Here is a 19343-nt window from a genome sequence, read left to right on the forward strand (position 1 = left end):
TGTAAAGATATACGCCTGTCGCGCCGGAAATCCCCCGCAACCGGCGACGGCTTCACTCACAGGACGCTATGAAGACTCCACCCGGTTTGCAGGCGCTGATCGACGACGGCGTGATCGACGAAGTGATGCGCCCGCTCAAGAGCGGCAAGGAAGCCGCGGTGTATGTCGTGCGCTGCGGCGACGAGATCCGCTGCGCCAAGGTGTACAAGGACATGGCCCAGCGCAGCTTCCAGCAGCGCGTGCAGTACCAGGAAGGGCGCAAGGTGCGCGGCAGCCGCGAGGCGCGTGCGATCGGCAAGGCCAGCAAGTACGGCCGCAAGCAGCAGGAAACCGCCTGGAAGAACACCGAGGTCGACGCGCTGTACCAATTGCGCGAGGCCGGCGTGCGCGTGCCCGAGCCGCACGGCTATTTCCACGGCGTGCTGGTGATGGAGCTGGTGACCGACGCCGACGGCCATTCGGCGCCGCGCCTGGGCGAGGTCGAGCTGGCGCCGGACCAGGCGCGCGGTTTCCACCGCTTCCTGGTGCGCCAGGTGGTCAAGATGCTGTGCGTGGGCCTGATCCACGGCGATCTGTCCGAATACAACGTGCTGGTCGCGCCCGATGGCCCGGTCATCATCGATTTCCCGCAGGTGGTCAGCGCGGCCGGCAACAACGCCGCGCGCACCATGCTGCTGCGCGACGTCAACAACCTCACCGCCAGCCTGGGCGCATGGGCGCCGGAACTGCTCGACACCTGGTACGGCGAGGAAATGTGGGCGCTGTTCGTGGCCGGCGATCTGCACCCGGACAGCGAACTGACCGGCGTGTTCGTGCACGACGAATCGGCGGTGGACGTCGACAGCGTGCGTCACGCGATCAACGACGCGCGCGAGGAAGCGCTGATCCGGCAGCAGGGGCGCGAGGCGGCGGCCGAGGCGGATTAGGCGGCATCGCTTCGAGCACGTTCGGGGCGGTGCAATGCCGCCCGGCTCCGGTACAGTCGTGGCTTATACGGTCAGGGCGGATGCGGCGCGGCATGGAAATGGTTCTGTTCATCGGCGCCCAGGGCGCGGGCAAGTCGCGTTTCTATCTCGACCGGTTCTTCGCCACCCACGTGCGGGTCAACCTGGACATGCTCAAGACCCGCCATCGCGAGCGGCTGTTGTTGCGCGCCTGTTTCGAGATGAAGCAGCGCTTCGTGGTCGACAACACCAACCCGACCTGCGAAGAACGTGTCGCTTACATCGCCCAGGCCCGCGAGCAAGGTTTCGCGGTGCGGGGCTATTACTTCGACGTACCCTACGACGACCTGCTGTCGCGCAACGCCCAGCGCGAGGGCAAGGCGCGGGTGCCGGAAATTGCGATACGCGCGACCTTGAAACGATTGCAGCCGCCCGCCTGGGCGGAAGGTTTCGAACAGCTCTACACGGTGCAGGTGCGCGACGGCGGCTGCATCGTGATCGACTATGAATCTGAAAACGAAGGCGCGCGATGAAGTTCGAAAATCTCGATGCGCGCATGCGCGTCTACGAAACCGCTCATGACCACTGCGTCCTGCCCGGTCTGCATGTCGTGGTGCGACTGGACGGCAAGAACTTTACCCGCCTGACCAAGGAAACCTGGCCGTTCGAAGCGCCGTTCGACCCGCGTTTTCGCGACCTGATGCTCGACACCGTCACCCACCTGATGGAGTGCGGCGTCGGCGCGGTGTACGGCTATACCCAGAGCGATGAAATCTCGCTGCTGCTGCGCCAGGACGACAACAGCTTCGGTCGCAAGACCCGCAAGCTGATATCGGTGTTGGCCGGCGAGGCCAGCGCCAAGTTCAGTCTGGGCCTGGGCGGCGTGGGTGTTTTCGACGCGCGGGTGTCGCAGTTGCCTTCGGCACAGAACGTGGTCGAGTATTTTCGCTGGCGCCACGAGGACGCCCATCGCAATGCGCTCAGCGCGCATTGCTATTGGCTGCTGCGCAAGCGCGGCGACAGCGCGCAGGCCGCGAACCAGGCCTTGCTCGGCTTGTCCACCGCCGGCAAGAACGAGCTGCTGTTCCAGCACGGTATCCAGTTCAACGATCTGCCGGCCTGGCAGAAGCGCGGCACGGCGATCCATTGGGAGGATTACCACAAGCCCGCGTTGCATCCCAAAACTGGTGAAGCGGTCACTGCGCAACGCCGGCGGCTGAGTCGCAACCTCGAATTGCCGCTCGGCGAGGCGTACGCCGAGTACGTGCGGGGCTTTGTGATCTGACGGCATCGCGCCATCCGGTCGTCGGCGACCGCGCTGGGGGCGTCGCCGGCCATCGCCGCGATGCCGGTTTCATCGCCTGAGCGCAGACCCCGCCAACAACCCGCCGAACCCGATCAGCACCGTGCCGAAGGCGCGGTCGATCCAGCGGCGCGCGCCCAGCAGCCGCGTTTTCAGCGTTCCGCCCGAAAACAGCAAGGCGACCAGGCCGAACCACAACACATGGGTGGCCGATACGAACGCGCCGTAGCCGATTCGCGCCGCCAGCGGCGTGCTCGGCTGCACCACCTGCAGGAACAGGCTGACGATGAACACCGTGCATTTCGGGTTCAAGGCGTTGGTCAGGAAACCAATGCGCAGCGCGGCCAGGTCCGACAGTTCGGCGGTGTCGGGCCCGGTCGCCGATGCGTCGGCCGCGGGCGCTCGCAGCATTTTCCAACCCAGATAGATCAGGTACAGCGCGCCGACGATCTTGAGCGCGGCATACAGGCGCAGCGATTGCTGGATCACCAGCCCGACCCCGAGCAGGGTGTAGGCCACATGCACCCACACGCCCAGGCCGATGCCGAGCGCGGTCAGCAGGCCGGCGCGGCGCGAGCGCAGCAGGCTGTTGCGCGACACCATCGCGAAGTCCGGGCCGGGGCTGATCACGGCCAGCACGGTGATGGTGAGTACGGCTAACAGTTCCTGCATGGCGGTTTATCGCGAATCGGCGGATAAGCGCTAAATTAGTCGGGTGCGGGCAGGGCGGCAAACGATGAATAGTCACGATGGTGGTGAGAAAAATTCACGATCGATGCGGGCGTGGCTGCCTCCGCTGGGCGGCTTGCGCTGTTTCGAGGCGGCCGCGCGCCTGGGCAGCTTTTCGCGCGCTGCCGAGGAACTGCACCTGACCCACGGCGCGATCAGCCGCGCGGTGCGTTCGCTCGAAGACGCGCTCGGCGTGGCCTTGTTCGAACGTCGCAACCAGCGCGTGCATCTGACCGCGGCCGGGGCGAGGTTGCGCGATGCGGCGGCCTCGGCCTTCGATGGACTCGCCGCGGCCGTGCATGAGCTGCGCAGCACGTCGCGCTCGCCGGTGCTGGTGCTGTCGTGCGAACCGACCTTGCTGATGCGTTGGCTGATCCCGCGGCTGCCGTCGTTTCATGCCCTGCATCCGCGGATCGCGCTGCGACTGGTCGCCGGCGGCGGGCCGGTCGGTTTCGGTGAAGTCGATCTGGCGATCCGGCGCGACGATTTCGAGCGCGATGCGCGGGTGCATGCGCAGTTCCTGTTCGAGGAACGGATCGGCCCGGTGTGCAGCCCGCGTCTGCGCGCCCAGGTCGTGAGCGGCGCCGGCTCGCGCCTGCGTCTGCGCGCGCGGGCCACGCGATTGCACAGCGCGACCCGGCCGGGCGCGTGGAGCGATTGGGCGCGTGCGAGCGGCCGCGGCCTGGCCGACGCGCCATCGCAAGGTTTCGAACATTTCTATTTCAGTCTGCAGGCGGCTTCGGCCGGGGTCGGCGTCGCGATCGGGCCGTGGCAGTTGGTGCGCGACGAGATCGATGCCGGCCTGCTCGAAGCGCCGTTCGGTTTCCTCGCCGACGGCAGCGCGTATCACCTGCTGTCGCCGGCGCCGATCGCGCCGGAGTCCGATGCCGCGCACTTGCTCGACTGGCTGCGTTCGCAGGCCTGAGCGCGCCGATGCGGCGCGGGCGTGCGGGCCGCGCGAGAGAAGGCTGAGCTCGTTACGGCGGTGTTGCTCGCACGCAACACGACGGCCGTGGCCGGCCACATCCGCGGATCGACATTGCTGAATGAGCCGCCGAATCGTGCGTTCTCTAATAGCGACGATGGTGGCATCGCGCTGTTCGATCCGTGGTTTGCGACCGTCATCGTATTTAACTTGCGCACGACACCGCCCGCGGCGCGGCGGGATTCGACATGAACGCCGATCGCGCTCTAATGCGTTTTGCAATGTGTTGACCAGTTCTCGATTCGTTGCCGAATTTGTTGTGCATGTCGCAGATGCGTGTGTTTGCGCGTGCTTGAATGCTTCACAGCGAGGTGATTCGCTCGCACATGAAAGCAGGCCGATGGTCCGGGTTTCTTGTGCGACGCAGCGATCAGAGCGACTCGCTACAGGGGCGGCGCCGTGATGCGGCGCCGATAAGGATGGCGAGTAGGGATCACTCGTTCTATGGACGCGCTCGTTTCTTTTTCTATCGCGCTTGATGCGCCCGAGCCGGCGATTGCGCCGAGTCCGCGGCGCTCGCGCGTTCGCGCCGCGGATGCGGTCGCGCGCTCGCCGTCACCTCCCCTGTGTCCCAACGAACGCGGCCTCGGGCTGTAATCGAGGCGTTTTTACGCGGTTTCGTCGTTCCGGCCGCATCAGGCGGCGGGGCGAAGAAACGCGTGTGGATGCACGCGCATGAAATTCGTCGGCCATGGACAGCCGGTGGAGAAGTCGAGCGCTGCGGCGCTCGATGCAACGCACGCCGGGACTGAGCGCGCGCCGGAGCCGGCACGCCTGCACGCTTCCAGGATGGAGGCGGGCGGGATCACGCGGGGACGCAATCGCTGCGTCCTTCAATCGATGATCTCAAGGAGGATAGACCCATGAACCGCATCTTGAACCTGCAGAAACTCGCCGTCAGCGCCGATCCGAGCGACGGCGCCGCCGCCGACAGCACCAGCAGCTTCGCCGGCTGCAACTGTTCGACCAGCAGCAACGGCGGCTGCCTGTGCAGCGGCGAAGTGACCATCGCGGTCTGAGTCGTGGTCGGAGCCCCGGGGAGGTAACGCCTCCCCGGGCTCCAATCGATGCAGCGCCAACGCGACGCCAGCGACGGCTCGATCGTCGCCGCGCGGGCGATGGCGTGTACGCGGCGCGCGCGGACTTCGGCGAGCCGATCGATAGCGTCCGTCGCGGTGAACGATCGCGGCGGCAGGTGCGGACAATCAATCAACCAGGGGATGGGGCATGGGCGAGCTGCTGATACAGGACAAACAGCTGTTCTCGATGGCGAGCAAGGAGTTCTACGAACCCATGTCGCGCTATCAGCCCTTGCTGGGCGATTACCACGCGCAGGTGCGGCGCCTGCTTCCGCCCGACTGGCGCATCGATCAGCACAATGTCTGGTGGGGCTGCAACTACGAGGGCGCGCAGATTCCGGCGCAGGGCTGGAAGATCCATCTGTCGGCCACGCCCGCGCATTCGCCGGCGATCCTGATGACCGTGGCGCGGATGATGATCGAGCGCCGGGTCACCTTCAAATTCCTGGTCGACCGCACCATGCTGCATCTGTCCAACGGCAAGCGCTGGTCGCGCGGCGCGGCCGGAAAATTCATCACCGTCTATCCCACCAGCACCGAGCACTGTGCCGAACTGCTGGAGGAGCTGCACCGGGCGACCATCGGTTACTGGGGGCCGTACATCCTGTCGGATCGTCGCTACAAGGACAGCCGCATCGTGCATTACCGCTACGGCGGCCTGTTGCCGGTCAAGCGGCTGGATGTCAGCGGCCGCACCGTGCATGTGATCCAGGATCAGGACGGCAACTACATCGACGACGAGCGCACGCCGTTCTTCCATCTGCCCGACGGCGTGCACGATCCGTTCGAGCAGCCCGCCGCGGCGAGCGTCGACGAAGGCGAGGACGGCACCTTGTGCAAGGGACGTTACGAAGTGCGCGAGGTGTTGGCGTCGAGCAATCCGGGCTGCGTATACCTGGCCTGGGACCGACACGGCGAGCGTCAGGTCGTGATCAAGGAAGGCCGGCCGTACACCAACGTGTCCGCGCGCGGCCTGGATGCGATGCAACTGCTCAAGAAGGAGCACCGTCTGCTCGGCTTGATCGCCGATCTGGAGATCGCGCCCAAGCCACTGGATTTCTTCCTCGACTGGGAGCACGCCTATCTGGTCGAGGAATATCTCGAAGGCAGCCACACCTTGCGCGGCCATCTGCTGCAGATCGGCCTGCTGCTGCGCACCCGGCCCACCGTCGAGTACGCGCGCGAGTACTACCGCCGTTATCGCCATCTGTTCATCGAACTGGCGAAGATGGTCAAGGCGCTGCACGACCGCGACATCGTCTTCAGCGACCTGTCGATGGCCAACGTGATGGTGTTCATGCGCGACAGCGACGACCCGTATCCGACCCTGAAGCTGATCGACTTCGAGGGCGCTTACGAGGAAGGCATTGATCTGCCGACGCATCTGATGACCCCGGGTTTTTCGACCCAGCAGGCGGCCGACCGCGGCATGTCGACCAAGCGCGACGATTACTACTCGATCGGCGGCCTGATGATGGCCGGCCTGTTCCCGATGAATTCGCTGCTGGTGCTCGATCGCGATGCGCACAGGCGCTATATCGACGCGTGCCGGCGCGATTTCGATCTGCCCGACGATCTGGCCGAGCTGATCCTGGCGCTGCTGCATCCCGATGAAGAACAGCGGCCCGGCATGGAGCATGTGATCGAGGTGCTGTCGGTCGAGCACGAGCCGCGCGAACCGAACATCGGTACCTACGAACTGGACCAGATCGATCTGGACCAGACCATCGAGCGCATCCTGGGTTACGCCGACTCGGTCGCCGATTTCGAACGCAGCGACCGGCTGTATCCGGCCGATGCGCTGGTTTTCGACACCAATCCGCTCAGCATCGCCCACGGCGCCTGCGGCGTGGCCTATGTGATGCAGCGCGCGCGCGGCGCGGTGGACCCGCGGGTGATCGAATGGATCCGCGCGCAGAACCTCAACATCAAGGGGCGCACCTATTCGCCGGGCCTGTACACCGGGCTGGCCGGCATCGCCTGGTCGATGCTGGAACTGGGCCTGCGCGATGAAGCGATCGAGGCGATCGAGCACACCCGCGACCATCGCCTGCTGTGGAATTCGCCGACCCTGTTCGACGGCGCATCGGGCTGGGGCATGGCGCAGCTGCGGTTCTTCCGCGAGACCGGCGACCAGGCCTATCTGGATGCGGCGCGCAAGGTCGGCAATTTCCTGATCGAAAGCCGCGAGGTCGATCCCGAGCTGTTCCCCGGATGCTTCTGGAACGCGCCCGAGGGCGTGTCGTCCAGCCTGGCGCACGGCGCGGCGGGCATCGCGCTGTTCCTGCTGTATCTGCATTGCGCCACCGGCGAGGAACGGTTCCTGGCGACCGGGCGGCAGGCGATCGAATGGGTCATGCACAAGTCGGTGCGCAACGTCGAAGGCGGCCTGACCTGGCGCGCGCGCGATCGCACCGCGACCTTCACCCCGTACTGGCGCTGGGGCAGCTCCGGCATCGGCCGGGTGCTGCTGCGCTATTGGCATGCGACCGGCGATGCCGCCTATGCCGAGCCGATGGAACATATCCATATCGAATGCGATCGCAAGTACACGATCTTCCCCGGCTATTTCTTCGGCATCGCCGGGATCGCGGAAATGTACCTGGACATGGCGCGCTTCCCGCGCTGGGAAACGCTGGCGCTGGCGGCGACGCGGCGCTTGCTGGCCGGCGCCATGCTGTTCCCGGTCGAACGCGCGGGCGGCCTGGCGTTTCCGGGCGAATCGCTGACCCGGATCAGCTGCGACTTCGGTACTGGCGGCGCGGGCGTGGCCCTGGTGATGGACCGGTATCGCAAGCGCGACGGCGCTTCGTTCATGCTCGACGAACTGCTGCCGGACTGGGCGCCGCAGGATCGTCCGGAACCGGCATGCGAGGCCTTGTCATGAGCCTTGCGCCGATCGCGGTGGAGCGCCCGAATCCTGATGCGCTCGGCGGCGCGCGAGGATGCGTGCAGCGATGAGCGCGAAGGCGGGCGAGGACGGGCTGGAGCTGAGCGCACAGGCGAGGCGCATCTACGCCTTCGCCCGGCCGTATGCCGGGCGGATCGCGCTGTCGCTGCTGATGATCATGATCGCGACCGCGATCGGGCTGCTGTTGCCGCTGGGCATCAAGCAGTTGTTCGACCAGATGCTGGCCCAGCGCGACACCGCGGCCATCCATCTGGTGACCCTGGCCTTGCTCGGCATCTTCGTGCTGCGCGCGGTGTTCAGCTTCATCGGCCAGTTCCGCCTGCAACTGGTCGGCGACAGCGTGGTCGCCGAATTGCGCATCCGCGTGTTCGAGCATCTGCACACGCTGGGCCTGGACTATCACATCCAGCAACGCATCGGCGACCTGCTGTCGCGGCTGGGCAACGATGTCGCCGCGGTGCGCAACATCGTCGCCAATCTGTCGGTGTACGTGGTCATCAACCTGTTCCAGTTCGTCGGCGCGGCGGTGGTGATGCTCGGCATGAACTGGCGCATGGGCCTGCTGGTGCTGGCGGTGACGCCGCTGACCACCGTGGTCACGCGCGGTTTCGGTCCGGTGTTGCGGCGGCTGTCGGCGAAGATCCAGGACGAACTGGCGCATTCGACCACCATCGCCCAGGAATCGCTGACCGGGATCGAACTGATCAAGGCCTATGCGCGCGCGCCGCGCGAGGCGCAGCGCTATCGCAGCGGCATGAACCGCTATCTCGCCGTGGTGCTGAGCGCGCGCCGCACCGATGCGTTCTTCAACGCCTTGATTTCCCTGCTAACCGCGAGTTCGACCATCGCCATCTTCTGGTACGGCGGGCTGCAGGTGATGGCCGGCCGGCTCAGCGCCGGCAGCCTGGTCGCGTTCTTGCTGTATTCGCAGAACATCACCCAGAGCATCGTCACCTTGTCGCAGCAGTATTCGAGCTTCAGCCAGGCGGCCGGCGCGTCGAAGCGGGTGTTCGAGATCCTCGACATCCAGCCGAGCCTGCGCGAGCGCGACGATGCGCTGGAACTGCGCAGCGAGCGCGCGGTGGTCGAGTTCGACGGCGTCGACTTCGCCTACCGCGCCGACGAGCCGGTGCTGGCCGGCATCCAGTTGCGCGCCGAGCCCGGCCAGACCGTGGCCCTGGTCGGCCACAGCGGCGCCGGCAAATCGACCCTGATCCGGTTGATCCCGCGCTTGTACGACGTCGGCGCCGGCGCGGTGCGGATCAACGGCCGCGACGTGCGCGACTACACGCTCGAATCATTGCGCCAATCGGTGGCGATGGTGTCGCAGGACGTGTTCCTGTTCGGCACCAGCGTGCGCGAGAACATCCGCTACGGCCGCCTCGACGCCAGCGACGAAGAGGTCGAAGCCGCCGCGCGGGCCGCGCACGCGCACGAGTTCATCGAACGCCTGCGCGAGGGTTACGACACCCAGATCGGCGAACGCGGCCTGCAACTCAGCGGCGGCCAGCGCCAGCGCATCTCGATCGCCCGCGCCTTGCTCAAGGACGCGCCGATCCTGTTGCTGGACGAGGCGACCTCGGCCGTCGACGGCGCCGCCGAGGCGCTGATCCAGCAGGCGATCGAACGGCTCAAGCGGCAGCGCACGACCTTCGTGGTCGCGCATCGCCAGGCCACCGTGCGCAATGCCGACCTGATCCTGGTACTGGAGCACGGACGCATCGTCGAGCGTCCCAGCTACGCCGAATTCATCGCCCGCGACCACGGCCTGGCGGTCGCGTTGCACACACGTCAGAACCCGCAGCCGGCGGCCGAGCCGGGCCGGGAATCGGGAATGGGGAGTCGGGAATCGCAACCGCCGGCCCCGACGCGAACTGCTTTTTCGATTCCCGATTCCCGACTCCCGATTCCCCGCTCGACCATGGTGGAGTAAGCGTCATGGATGTGATCAAACCGAAAAAAACCGGATTCATGCGCAAACGCAGCGGCTGGTGGCTGGCCGGCGGCAGCGTGGCCCTGGTCGCGATCAGCGCCGCGCTGATGGGCCTGGGCGAAGCGATGCCGAGCGCGCAGCGCTCGGACCTGTGGATCGACGCGGCCACGCGCGGCGACATGGTCCATGAGATCCGCGCCACCGGCACCCTGGTGCCGCGCGACGTGCGCTGGATCACCGCGGCCACCGCCGGCACGGTGCAGGAAGTGCTGGTGCTTCCCGGCGCGCGGGTCGGCGTCGATACGGTGATCCTGCGGCTCGGCAATCCGGCCGCGCTGGCCGCGCTGGAAAAGGCGCGCGCGGCGCTGGCCGGCGCCGATGCCGATGTCGCGGCCCAGCGCACCGCCTTGCAGTCGCAGTTGCTGGATCAGGAAGCGACCCTGACCAAGGCCGAATCGGTGTATCAGATCAGCAAGGCCAAGACCGAAGCGCAGGCGCGCGCCGAGGCGGCCGGCGCTTCGTCGAAGATGGAACTGCGGCAGAGCCAGATCACCCTGGTCCAGGACGGCAATCTGGTCGCGGTGGAGAAACGCCGCGCCGCCGCGGCGAGGCAGAACTTCGATGCGCAGATGCGCGCCGCGCAGGCCAAGCGCGACGAAGTCGCCAGCGCGTTCGAACTGGCGCGACAGGACGTGGCCGCGCTGGAAGTGCGCGCCGGCATCGACGGCATCGTGCAGCAGATGGATGTGGAACCCGGGCAGCAGGTTCCGCTCGGCACCAGCCTGGCGCGGGTGGCGCGGCAGGAGGTGCTGATCGCGCGACTACAGGTGCCCGAGGTGCAGGCCAAGGACCTGAGCCTGGACCTGCCGGTGCAGGTCGATACCCACAACGGCGTGGCCGAGGGCCGGATCAGCCGCATCGATCCGGCGGTGAAGGAAGGCCGGGTCACGGTCGATGTCGGTTTCGCGCGGCCGCTGCCCTCGGGCGCGCGGCCGGACTTGTCGGTCGACGGCCGCATCGTGCTGGCGCGCTTGCACGATGTGCTGAGCATCGGCCGGGCCGCGAGCGCGACGCCGCAGTCGGGCTCGCGCGTGTTCGTGTTGACGGCCGGCAGCGACGTGGCGCGGCGCGTGCAGGTGGCCTACGGCCGCGCGTCGGGCGATCGCATCGAAGTGCGTTCGGGCCTGCGTCCGGGCGATCAGGTGATTCTTTCCGAAACCAGCCAGTGGGACCGCTACGACACCCTCAAGGTGCGTTGATCACTACGGAGCGCGCATGAACGCAGCAGCCAGTTTCCAGACCCTTCGCGACGACGGCGTGGTTGCGGCCGGCGGCGAGGCCTCGTCCGCGCACCTCGCCGCGGCCGCCACGCCGCTGATCCGGTTGCGCGGCCTGGACAAGGTCTTCGACACCGACGAAGTGCGGACCCACGCATTGGCGGCGGTATCGCTGGACATCGCGCGCGGCGACTTCGTCGCCATCACCGGGCCGTCGGGCTGCGGCAAATCGACCCTGCTGTCGATCCTCGGCCTGCTCGACACGCCCAGCGGCGGCGAGTACTGGCTCAAGGGCCGCGATGTCGCCGGGCTCGGCCGCGCGGCGCGCGCGCAGATCCGCAACGACGAGATCGGCTTCATCTTCCAGTCGTTCAACCTGATCGCCGATCTGAGCGTGGAGGAAAACGTCGAACTGCCGTTGACCTACCGCGGCGCGATCGGCCGCGATCAGCGCCGTCGCCGCGTGGCCGAGGCGCTGGACCGCGTCGGCATGGCGCATCGCGCGCGGCATTACCCGGGGCAGTTGTCCGGCGGCCAGCAGCAGCGCGTGGCGGTGGCGCGCGCGCTGGTCGGCGAACCGGCGATCCTGCTCGCCGACGAACCCACCGGCAACCTCGACAGCCACAACGGCGAGGCGGTGATGGGCCTGCTCGAAGACCTGCATCGCGGCGGCTCGACCTTATGCATGGTCAGCCACGATCCGAGTTTCGCCGCGCGCGCCGGACGAGTGGTGCGCATGTTCGACGGGCGCATCCAGTCCGACGACGCGGAAACGGCTTGAGCATGGCCGCGATGCTGATCCTGAGCGAATGGCTGCGCGCGTGGCGCAATCTGCTGCGCAAGCCGGGCTATCTGCTGGTCGCGGCGCTGACCCTCGCGCTGGGCGTGGCCGCCAGTTGCGCGGTGTTCTCGCTGCTCTATCAAGGCTTGCTGCGACCGTTGCCGTTCGCGCAGCCGCAGCAACTGGTGGCGATCGGCATGGACTACGAAGGCAGCGTGGTCGCCGCGCCGGCGATCCAGCGCAGCCTGCGCGAACTGCCGGAATTTTCCGCCAGCGGCATCGCGTCCTCGTTCGTGCGCAACGTCAATGTCGTGCGCGACGATGCGCTGCTGGTCAGCCCGTTGTTGCTGGCCGACCATGGTTTTTTGCAGACGCTCGGCGTGCGCATGGCGCTGGGCCGCAATTTCAGCCAGACCGAGGACCGGCCCGAAGGCGATCGGGTGGTGGTGATCGGCCATGGTTTCTGGATCGCCCAGTTCGGCGGCGATGCGAACGTGCTCGGCCGTTCGATCGTGCTGGAAGGCAAGCCGGCGCGGATCATCGGCGTGCTGCCGAAAGACTTCGCCTGGGTCGAGGATTTCGATCTGCTGGTGCCGATGCGGCTTGCGCCCGCGAGCCAGGACATGGACACCAACCAGTACGCGATCGCGCGCCTGCGCGCTCCGGCCGAAGGTTTGAACGCGCGCATCGACGCGCGCATCCATGCCCTGATCGCCGATCTGCGCTCAAGCATGGCGCCCGAGGCCTACCAGCATCTGTCGCGCCAGCGTTACCTCGCCATGCCGCTGCGCGAGTTCTACACCGGCGCCACCGGCGCGACCTTGTGGCTGTTCTTCGCAGCGGCCTTGTGCGTGCTGGCGATCGCCGCGATCAACCTGACCAACCTGGTGATCCAGCGTTCGATCGTGCGCACCCACGACAGCGCGGTGCGCGCGGCGCTGGGCGCGTCGGGTCTGCGTCTGGCGATGCCGGCGTTCGCCGAAGCGCTGTTGATCGGCGCCTGCGGCAGCGCGGCCGGGATCGCGTTGGCCTGGGCCGGTTTGCGGCTGTTGGGCGGATCGGTGCCGCCGCAGTGGCTGCCCGGCGGACGCATCGCGCTGGTCGCGGCCGGCGGCTGGTTCGCGCTGGCGATCGGCGTGCTGGTGGCCTTGCTCGCGGCCGCGCTGGGCGCGTGGCGCGGCCGCGTGCGCAGCCTCAGCGCCGAACTGGTCGGCGGCGGCCGCTCCGGATTGAGCCGGCATGCCGGGCGTCTGGGGCGGGTGCTGGTGGTCGCGCAGGTGGCGCTGGCAGCGTTGCTGTTGGTGGTCGCGAGTTTGTTCATGCGCAGCCTGTACGAATTGAACTCGGTGCCGCTGGGATTCGATGCGACCTCGGTGGAGACCTTCAAGCTGGCGCCGGTGCGGCGCATCTACACCGACATCGACGCGGTCAACGCGCAGACCCGCGCGGTGCTCGATCGCCTGCGCGCGTTGCCGGGCGTGCAGCGGGTCGCGGTGACCGGCAACCTGCCGCTGGGCTCGCAGCTCAATCTGCCGGCGACCCTGGCCGACGGGCGTTCGATCCAGCCGCAATACCGCCCGGTCGATGGCGACTACTTCGCGCTGTTCGCCATCGCCAACAGCGCCGGTCGCGTGTTCGATGCACGCGACAGTCACGGCGCCGAACCGGTGTGCGTGGTCAGCGCCGCGTTCGCGCGCGAGTATCTCAAGGGCGATCCCTTGGGCCAGACCCTGCGCATGGGCCGCGGCGACGGCAACGCGATGCCGACGATGCGCGTGGTCGGCGTGGTCGGCGATGTGCGCCAGTTCGGTCCGGCCGAACCGGCGCCGCCGATCGTGTACGTGCCGCTGGCGCAGATGCCGCCCAAGCTGTGGAACACCATGCGCGAGTTCGGTCCGTTGAACTACGCGGTGCGTACCCATGGGCAGATAGCGAACCTGGAACCGGCGCTGCGCAAGGCGGTGGCCGAGGCCGCGCCGCAGCAGCCGATCGGCGATATCCGTTCGATGCGCTCGGTGGTCGATGAGGCGATGGGCGAGAGCCGGCTGCAGTTGCTGCTGGTCGGGCTGTTCTCGCTGCTGGCGTTGTCGCTGGCCTGCATCGGCCTGTATGCGGTGCTGTCGGTCAACGTGGCCGCGCGCCGCCACGAGTACGGCGTGCGCGCCGCGCTCGGCGCCAGCGCGCGGCGTCTGCTGGCGCTGGTGTTCCGCGACAGCGCGCTGCAGGTCACGGTCGGTCTGGGCGCGGGCATGATCGCGGCGTTGTTGGCGGCGCGGGTGATCCGGCGTTTCCTGTTCGGCGTCGGCGCGGCCGATCCGCTGGCGATGCTGGCGGTGGCGCTGGTGTTGGCGCTCGCCGCGGCCGTGGCGACCGCGCTGCCGGCGTTGCGGGTGGCGCGCTCGGACCCGATGCAGGCGCTGCGCGTGGACTGAGCCGGCCGGTTCAACTGCCCTGGAAGCCCGAGGGAAGTTCGCGCAGCCGCGCCACGTCGCGCAACGGCGGCGCGCCGAACAGGCGCGCGTATTCGCGGCTGAACTGCGAGGGGCTGTCGTAACCGACCGCGTGGCCGGCGCTGGCCGCGTCCATGGCCTGGCCCAGCATCAGCCCGCGCGCCTGCTGCAGGCGCAGTTGCTTCTGGTACTGCAGCGGGCTCATGCGGGTGACGGTCTTGAAGTGCGCGTGCAGGGCCGAGGGGCTCATGCGCGCGTGCGCGGCGAGTTCGGCCATGTCGAAGGGCTCGCGGAAATTGCGCTTGATCCAGTCGATCGCGCGATGCACCTGGCGGCCGCGGCTTTCGCCGTGGGCGATGTCGTACAGGCGCGCGGCCTGTTCGCCCTTGATCAGGCGATAGAGGATTTCGCGTTCGATCAGCGGCGCCAGCATGGGAATGTCGTCGGGCGTGTCGAGCAGGTTCAACAGCCGCACCGCGGCGTCGAGCAGGTCGGCGGTGGCGTTGCTGAGCATCAGGCTGGGGCCGGGCGCGGCCTCGACCGCCGGCGGCAGGCCCGATTCGATCCACAGCGCGCTCAGCAGCGCCGGATCGAGGTCCAGGCGCAGGCACAGATAGGGTTCGTCGTCGCTGGCGTGAACGATCTCGCCGATGATCGGCACGTCGACCGACACCACCAGGTAGCGCTGAGGATCGTATTCGTAGATGCGGTCGCCCAGGATCACCCGCTTGCTGCCCTGGGCGACGATGCAGACCGCGGGCCGATGCAGTTCGTGCAGCGCATCGACCGGACGGCTGCAACGGATCAGTTGCACCCGCGGCAACGCGGTCGGATGCAGGCCGTCGCCGTCGGAGTATCGGTCAATCGAGCGGGCGAGCAGGTGTGCGGCAGTCATGGCGGGAACATCGCCTCGGTGGGTTGCGGGCCTTGGTTTTCAGCGGATTTCGCCGACGGACCCGATGCGGCGATGATCCGCGCGCGGGATTGGCCGGACAAGGCTTCGCGGGCGGTTGTGGAGGATCGTGCAAGAGTTCGCGGCGATCATGCTATCGCCGCGAGGCCGCGGCTGCGCAAAGTGCGCCGCAGGCCGGACGACCCGCGTCCGCCGTCCGAACACGAGGAAACCGACATGAGCAACACCCCCTCTTTGCACGGCAAGACCGTATTGATCACCGGCGCCAGCAGCGGCATCGGCGAGGCCACCGCGAAGCTGCTGGCGCAGCGCGGCGCCAACGTGGTGATCGGCGCGCGCCGCGGCGAGCGCCTGCGGGCGCTGGAGCAGGCCATCACCGATGCCGGCGGCTCGGTCCGCCATCGCTTGCTCGACGTCACCGACCCAGCCGATGTCGCCGCGTTCGTCGCCTACGCGCAGCAGCAATTCGGCCGCGTCGACGTGCTGGTCAACAACGCCGGGATCATGCCGCTGTCGCCGCTGAGCGCGCTCAAGCTCGACGAATGGAACCGCATGATCGACGTGAATATCCGTGGCGTGCTGCACGGGATCGCCGCGATCTTGCCGGTGATGCGGGCGCAGGGTTCGGGCCAGGTGATCAACGTCGCGTCCCTGGGCGCGCACTACGTGGTGCCGACCGCGGCGGTGTACTGCGCGACCAAGTTCGCGGTGTGGGCGATCTCCGACGGCCTGCGCCAGGAAAGCGACACGATCCGGGTGACCACGATTTCGCCGGGCGTGGTCGAGTCGGAACTGGCCGACACCATCACCGACCCGGCCACCGCGCAGGGCATGAAGGAGTTCCGCCGCATCGCGATCCAGCCCGACGCGATAGCCCGCGCGATCGCGTTCGCGATCGAACAGCCGGCCGATGTGGATGTCAGCGAGGTGATCGTGCGGCCGACGGCGGGGACGTTCTGACCCGGCGGCTTGATGGGGTCGATCGGAGCACGCGCGAAGGTCGTGGGCTTATCCGGATACGACGTGATCGCAATCGAGCTGCATCGATCCGGGCTGCATCAATCCGAGCCGCATCCATCCGACCGTCGAAGTGCAGCCTGTCCCCGCGCTGACGTGGGGACAGGCTGTCGAGGCTGGTATCGCTCAGGTTTCGCCGGCATGACACTGACTGCACTGCGGCGAACTGGAGCCCGGGCATCAACTGCCGCCGCATCCACCGCAGCCGCCGCCGCAACCACCTCCGCCGCCATCGCCCCCACCGCCGCCGCCGCCTCCACCATCGCCACCGCCCACGCCGCCGTGACCGGCGGGCTCGCGCACCAGGTTGTAGCCGTCCAGCGGCGTGCCCATCAGCGCCGCGGGGCCGATCAGGGCGACGTAGGTCAACGCATCGCCAGGGGACTCGTTCGCCCGACGGCGTGCGCGGTACAGCTCCCATTCGCCGGCGTGGCTGATCGCGTCGACCGGAATCGCCATCCGCACCAGGGTGATCAGCATCATCAGCACGGTCAGCACCACCAGGAACGCGACCGGATGATCGCCCTGCAGGCCGATCACGATCTTGCTCACGCCCAATACGATCACCGCCACCGGCGGGGCCAGCGACCACAGCTTGGCCTTGAAGCGTTGCTCGGTGGTGTTGGCCAGGCCCGCGCGTTGCAACTCTTCGTCCATGCCTTCATAGCGCTGACGCAGCAGGCCGAGGATGTGCGACAGGTTCTTGCGCGAGGCGACGATGGTATCCATCGCTTCGCGCAGGATCGGCGGCAGCGCCTCCATCTGCGCCGGTATCTGCGGTTGCGGGCGCAGCCACACTTGATCGTTGTTGCGCGCGTCGTTGAGGTCCTTGCGGTCGAATTCAAGCACGACCAGATCGCGCGCCAGCAACTCGGCCACGACCGCGTCGGCGACGCGCATGGCGCCGCCGGCCAGATAGGCCAGTTCCCAGGGTTCGGCCTTGCGCTTGGCGCGGTCGCCATGATTTCTGCCGTGTCGCAGCAGCCAGCCGCTCAGGCGCAACGAGGCGAACATCAAGGTCAGGTACCACAGCAGGAACGCGCCGCCGGTCCAGTGCAAGGGATTGAGGCGTTCGCAATACGAGGCCAGTAGGATGTAGGCGATGGCGGTGATCGAGCCCGTGCGCACCAGCCAACGCAGGGAGTTGGACGGTTCGCGCTCCGACCCCAGGCTGAGGGCGCGGACTTTCTGGGCGATGCGCGCATCCGGCCAGATGCGTTCGGGCAACGGACCGAAGTAGCGCCGGTAACTGTCCAGGGTGTCGGCGTATTGCGCTTCGTGGCGCCGGTCTTCGGCGACCCCGCCCCGCGAAGGCACGTGGTGCAGCGGCTGCTTGAGCACCTGCTGGCAGAACGCCTGATAGCCGCGGGTGTCGGTGATGTGGGTATGCCAGACCTGATCGACCCGCTGGCTCGGCGTGACCGGATGGCCGGCGGCCACCGCGAGAAAGCAAAAGCGCCGGTATTCCTCGATCGCGGCCTGGGCGTCGTCGAGGTGCAGCCGCGCGTCCTTGGCCACGCGCAGCGCGAATTCGTCGGAACCGGGCTCGTCGAAACGATGCTCGCGCAAGCGTTCCCACAAGGCTTTTTGTTCGCTCGTCCATTGCGCGGCGTCCGTCGCCGCAGTGTTCGGATCGCTCATGACAATCCTCCGCAAGTCCATCCATTGAACCGTGGTGTCTTCACTGTACGACGCCGCGTGCGATCCGTCGCCGTGCCAGCTTGGGCGGCACGGTACGTGGGCGACGATCGCGGCGAAATAGCCGGATGTAGCTAGACATGCCGCTGCGTACACGGCGAAAAATTAACGAATGCATCGCCTCATCGCGATGCGATGCATCCGCTGTCAGTGCTTTCGTCGGCGGCGCTGCGGCCGGCTGCCTTGGTCAGCTGCCGCCGCGAGCAAGCGCGAACGCCGTTCCAGCAAGCACGCCCGTGGTTGCATATTGCACTGTAGGAGCGGCGCAAGACGCGACCGCGCTGCATCATGTTCGCGACGAAAGATGGTTTCGTCGCGATCGGGTGGCTCGCGATCGCGGCTTGCGCCGCTCCCGCAGGCAGCTAAAGTCGCCATTCCGGCGACCTGAGGCTTGCCGGCACGACGCATCGCCAAGTTGCCGGCGTCACCGGCAATCGCCTGGCTTCAACGGCCTTCGAACAAGGCGTTGAGTTGCGAGTACGGCGTCGCATCGGCGCCGAGCGGGCGCGAATCGCCGTCGCGCAGGAAGCCGCTGGCCAGCGCGGACATGCGCGTGTACATCGACTGGGCGATGTCCGAGCCGGCGCTGAGGCGGCGCACGCCCCAGGTCTGCAGGACCTCCGCCGACGGCAGCGCCGGACGCGCGAGCAGGTTCAGCGGCAGACCGGCTTCGCTGGCGATCGCGCGGGTCTGCGCTTCGTCGGTCAGGCCGGGCACGAACAGGCCGTCGGCGCCGGCGGCGCGATAGCGCGCGGCGCGGGCGAGGGTGGCCTCGACGCGCTGTTCCGGCGGCGCCAGGCCGCGCAGGTAGACGTCGGTGCGCGCGTTGAGGTACAGCGCGATGCCCAGGCGCGCGCTCGCGCGCTTGATGTGCTCGATCTTGGCGCACAGCAGGTCGGGGTCCTGGCCGCCGTCTTCCAGATTGATGCCGACCGCGCCGACGTCTATCAGGCCCGACACGGTTTCGGCGACCGCGGCCGGATCGTCCGAATAGCCGCCTTCGGCATCGACCGTGAGCGGTATCTGGATCGCGCGCACGATGTCGGCGACCGTCGCCACCAGCCGCCGCACCGGCAGCAGGTCGCCGTCGGGATAGCCGTGCGACCAGGCCACGCCGGCGCTGGTGGTGGCCATCGCCTTGGCGCCCAGGCTTTCGATCATGCGCGCGCTACCGGCGTCCCAGGCATTGGCGAGCAGCAGCAGGCCGTCGTGGTGCAGGGCATGGAACTGGGTGGCGAGTTCGGTTTGCGGACGGCTCATGGAGGGGGTTCCGGATGCGGGAGAAGGGCGTGCGGCCAGCATGGCATGCGTGTATCGGCGGTG

Annotated in this window: 15 protein-coding genes; 11 read left to right on the forward strand and 4 right to left on the reverse strand. The window is 67.7% G+C overall.

Annotated elements, in window-relative coordinates:
* The first annotated feature begins 68 nt into the window (after nt 1–68).
* The 3 genes from IEQ11_RS10265 (at nt 69) to IEQ11_RS10275 (ending at nt 2229) form a co-directional block, all read left to right on the forward strand.
* Complete coding sequence (locus tag IEQ11_RS10265) at nt 69–926, forward strand: PA4780 family RIO1-like protein kinase (protein ID WP_036103231.1); 858 nt, start codon at nt 69–71, stop codon at nt 924–926.
* Between the two features lie 92 nt (nt 927–1018).
* On the forward strand, nt 1019–1477 hold the full coding sequence (locus IEQ11_RS10270) for an AAA family ATPase (protein ID WP_191820975.1): 459 nt from the start codon (nt 1019–1021) through the stop codon (nt 1475–1477).
* A complete protein-coding gene (locus tag IEQ11_RS10275) occupies nt 1474–2229 on the forward strand; it encodes a tRNA(His) guanylyltransferase Thg1 family protein (RefSeq protein WP_191820976.1) in 756 nt (251 codons plus the stop codon). Before IEQ11_RS10270 ends, IEQ11_RS10275 begins: the two co-directional genes overlap by 4 nt.
* Before the next feature lie 69 nt (nt 2230–2298).
* On the opposite strand, the gene IEQ11_RS10280 is transcribed toward IEQ11_RS10275, so the two are convergent.
* Nucleotides 2299–2919, reverse strand: a complete 621-nt coding sequence (locus IEQ11_RS10280) for a LysE family translocator (protein WP_191820977.1) — start codon at nt 2917–2919, stop codon at nt 2299–2301.
* Nucleotides 2920–3022: 103 nt separating this feature from the next.
* Between IEQ11_RS10280 and IEQ11_RS10285 the strand changes: the two genes are divergently transcribed.
* From IEQ11_RS10285 to IEQ11_RS10315, 7 genes are all read left to right on the forward strand, one after another.
* Entirely contained in the window at nt 3023–3901 is an 879-nt protein-coding gene (locus tag IEQ11_RS10285) for a LysR substrate-binding domain-containing protein (RefSeq protein WP_228464449.1), read from the forward strand.
* 923 nt (nt 3902–4824) lie between these two features.
* Nucleotides 4825–4980 carry a class III lanthipeptide gene (locus IEQ11_RS10290; protein ID WP_157753924.1) on the forward strand — a complete coding sequence of 52 codons (156 nt, stop codon included), beginning with the start codon at nt 4825–4827 and terminating at the stop codon, nt 4978–4980.
* Between the two features lie 208 nt (nt 4981–5188).
* Nucleotides 5189–7927, forward strand: coding sequence for a class III lanthionine synthetase LanKC (gene lanKC / locus IEQ11_RS10295; protein ID WP_191820979.1), 2739 nt, complete (start codon nt 5189–5191; stop codon nt 7925–7927).
* A gap of 70 nt (nt 7928–7997) precedes the next feature.
* Nucleotides 7998–9884: an ABC transporter ATP-binding protein gene (locus IEQ11_RS10300; RefSeq protein WP_191820980.1), complete on the forward strand. Its 1887-nt coding sequence runs from the start codon at nt 7998–8000 to the stop codon at nt 9882–9884.
* Between the two features lie 38 nt (nt 9885–9922).
* A complete protein-coding gene (locus tag IEQ11_RS10305; protein WP_228464450.1) occupies nt 9923–11143 on the forward strand; it encodes an efflux RND transporter periplasmic adaptor subunit in 1221 nt (406 codons plus the stop codon).
* Between the two features lie 16 nt (nt 11144–11159).
* Entirely contained in the window at nt 11160–11942 is a 783-nt protein-coding gene (locus IEQ11_RS10310) for an ABC transporter ATP-binding protein (protein WP_191820981.1), read from the forward strand.
* Between the two features lie 2 nt (nt 11943–11944).
* Nucleotides 11945–14374: an ADOP family duplicated permease gene (locus IEQ11_RS10315; protein WP_191820982.1), complete on the forward strand. Its 2430-nt coding sequence runs from the start codon at nt 11945–11947 to the stop codon at nt 14372–14374.
* A gap of 10 nt (nt 14375–14384) precedes the next feature.
* Here the strand turns inward: IEQ11_RS10315 and IEQ11_RS10320 are convergent, their stop codons facing one another.
* Nucleotides 14385–15287, reverse strand: a complete 903-nt coding sequence (locus IEQ11_RS10320; protein ID WP_191820983.1) for an AraC family transcriptional regulator — start codon at nt 15285–15287, stop codon at nt 14385–14387.
* Between the two features lie 234 nt (nt 15288–15521).
* Here IEQ11_RS10320 and IEQ11_RS10325 point away from each other — a divergent pair, with 234 nt between their 5' ends.
* Nucleotides 15522–16265, forward strand: a complete 744-nt coding sequence (locus tag IEQ11_RS10325; RefSeq protein ID WP_191820984.1) for an SDR family oxidoreductase — start codon at nt 15522–15524, stop codon at nt 16263–16265.
* Between the two features lie 237 nt (nt 16266–16502).
* Here the strand turns inward: IEQ11_RS10325 and IEQ11_RS10330 are convergent, their stop codons facing one another.
* Nucleotides 16503–17963: a TIGR04222 domain-containing membrane protein gene (locus tag IEQ11_RS10330; protein WP_191820985.1), complete on the reverse strand. Its 1461-nt coding sequence runs from the start codon at nt 17961–17963 to the stop codon at nt 16503–16505.
* A 501-nt stretch (nt 17964–18464) separates the two neighbouring features.
* Nucleotides 18465–19280, reverse strand: a complete 816-nt coding sequence (locus IEQ11_RS10335) for an isocitrate lyase/PEP mutase family protein (protein ID WP_036103203.1) — start codon at nt 19278–19280, stop codon at nt 18465–18467.
* Nucleotides 19281–19343 lie beyond the last annotated feature (63 nt).

Origin of the sequence: Lysobacter capsici, assembly GCF_014779555.2 — a bacterium.
GTDB lineage: Bacteria > Pseudomonadota > Gammaproteobacteria > Xanthomonadales > Xanthomonadaceae > Lysobacter > Lysobacter capsici.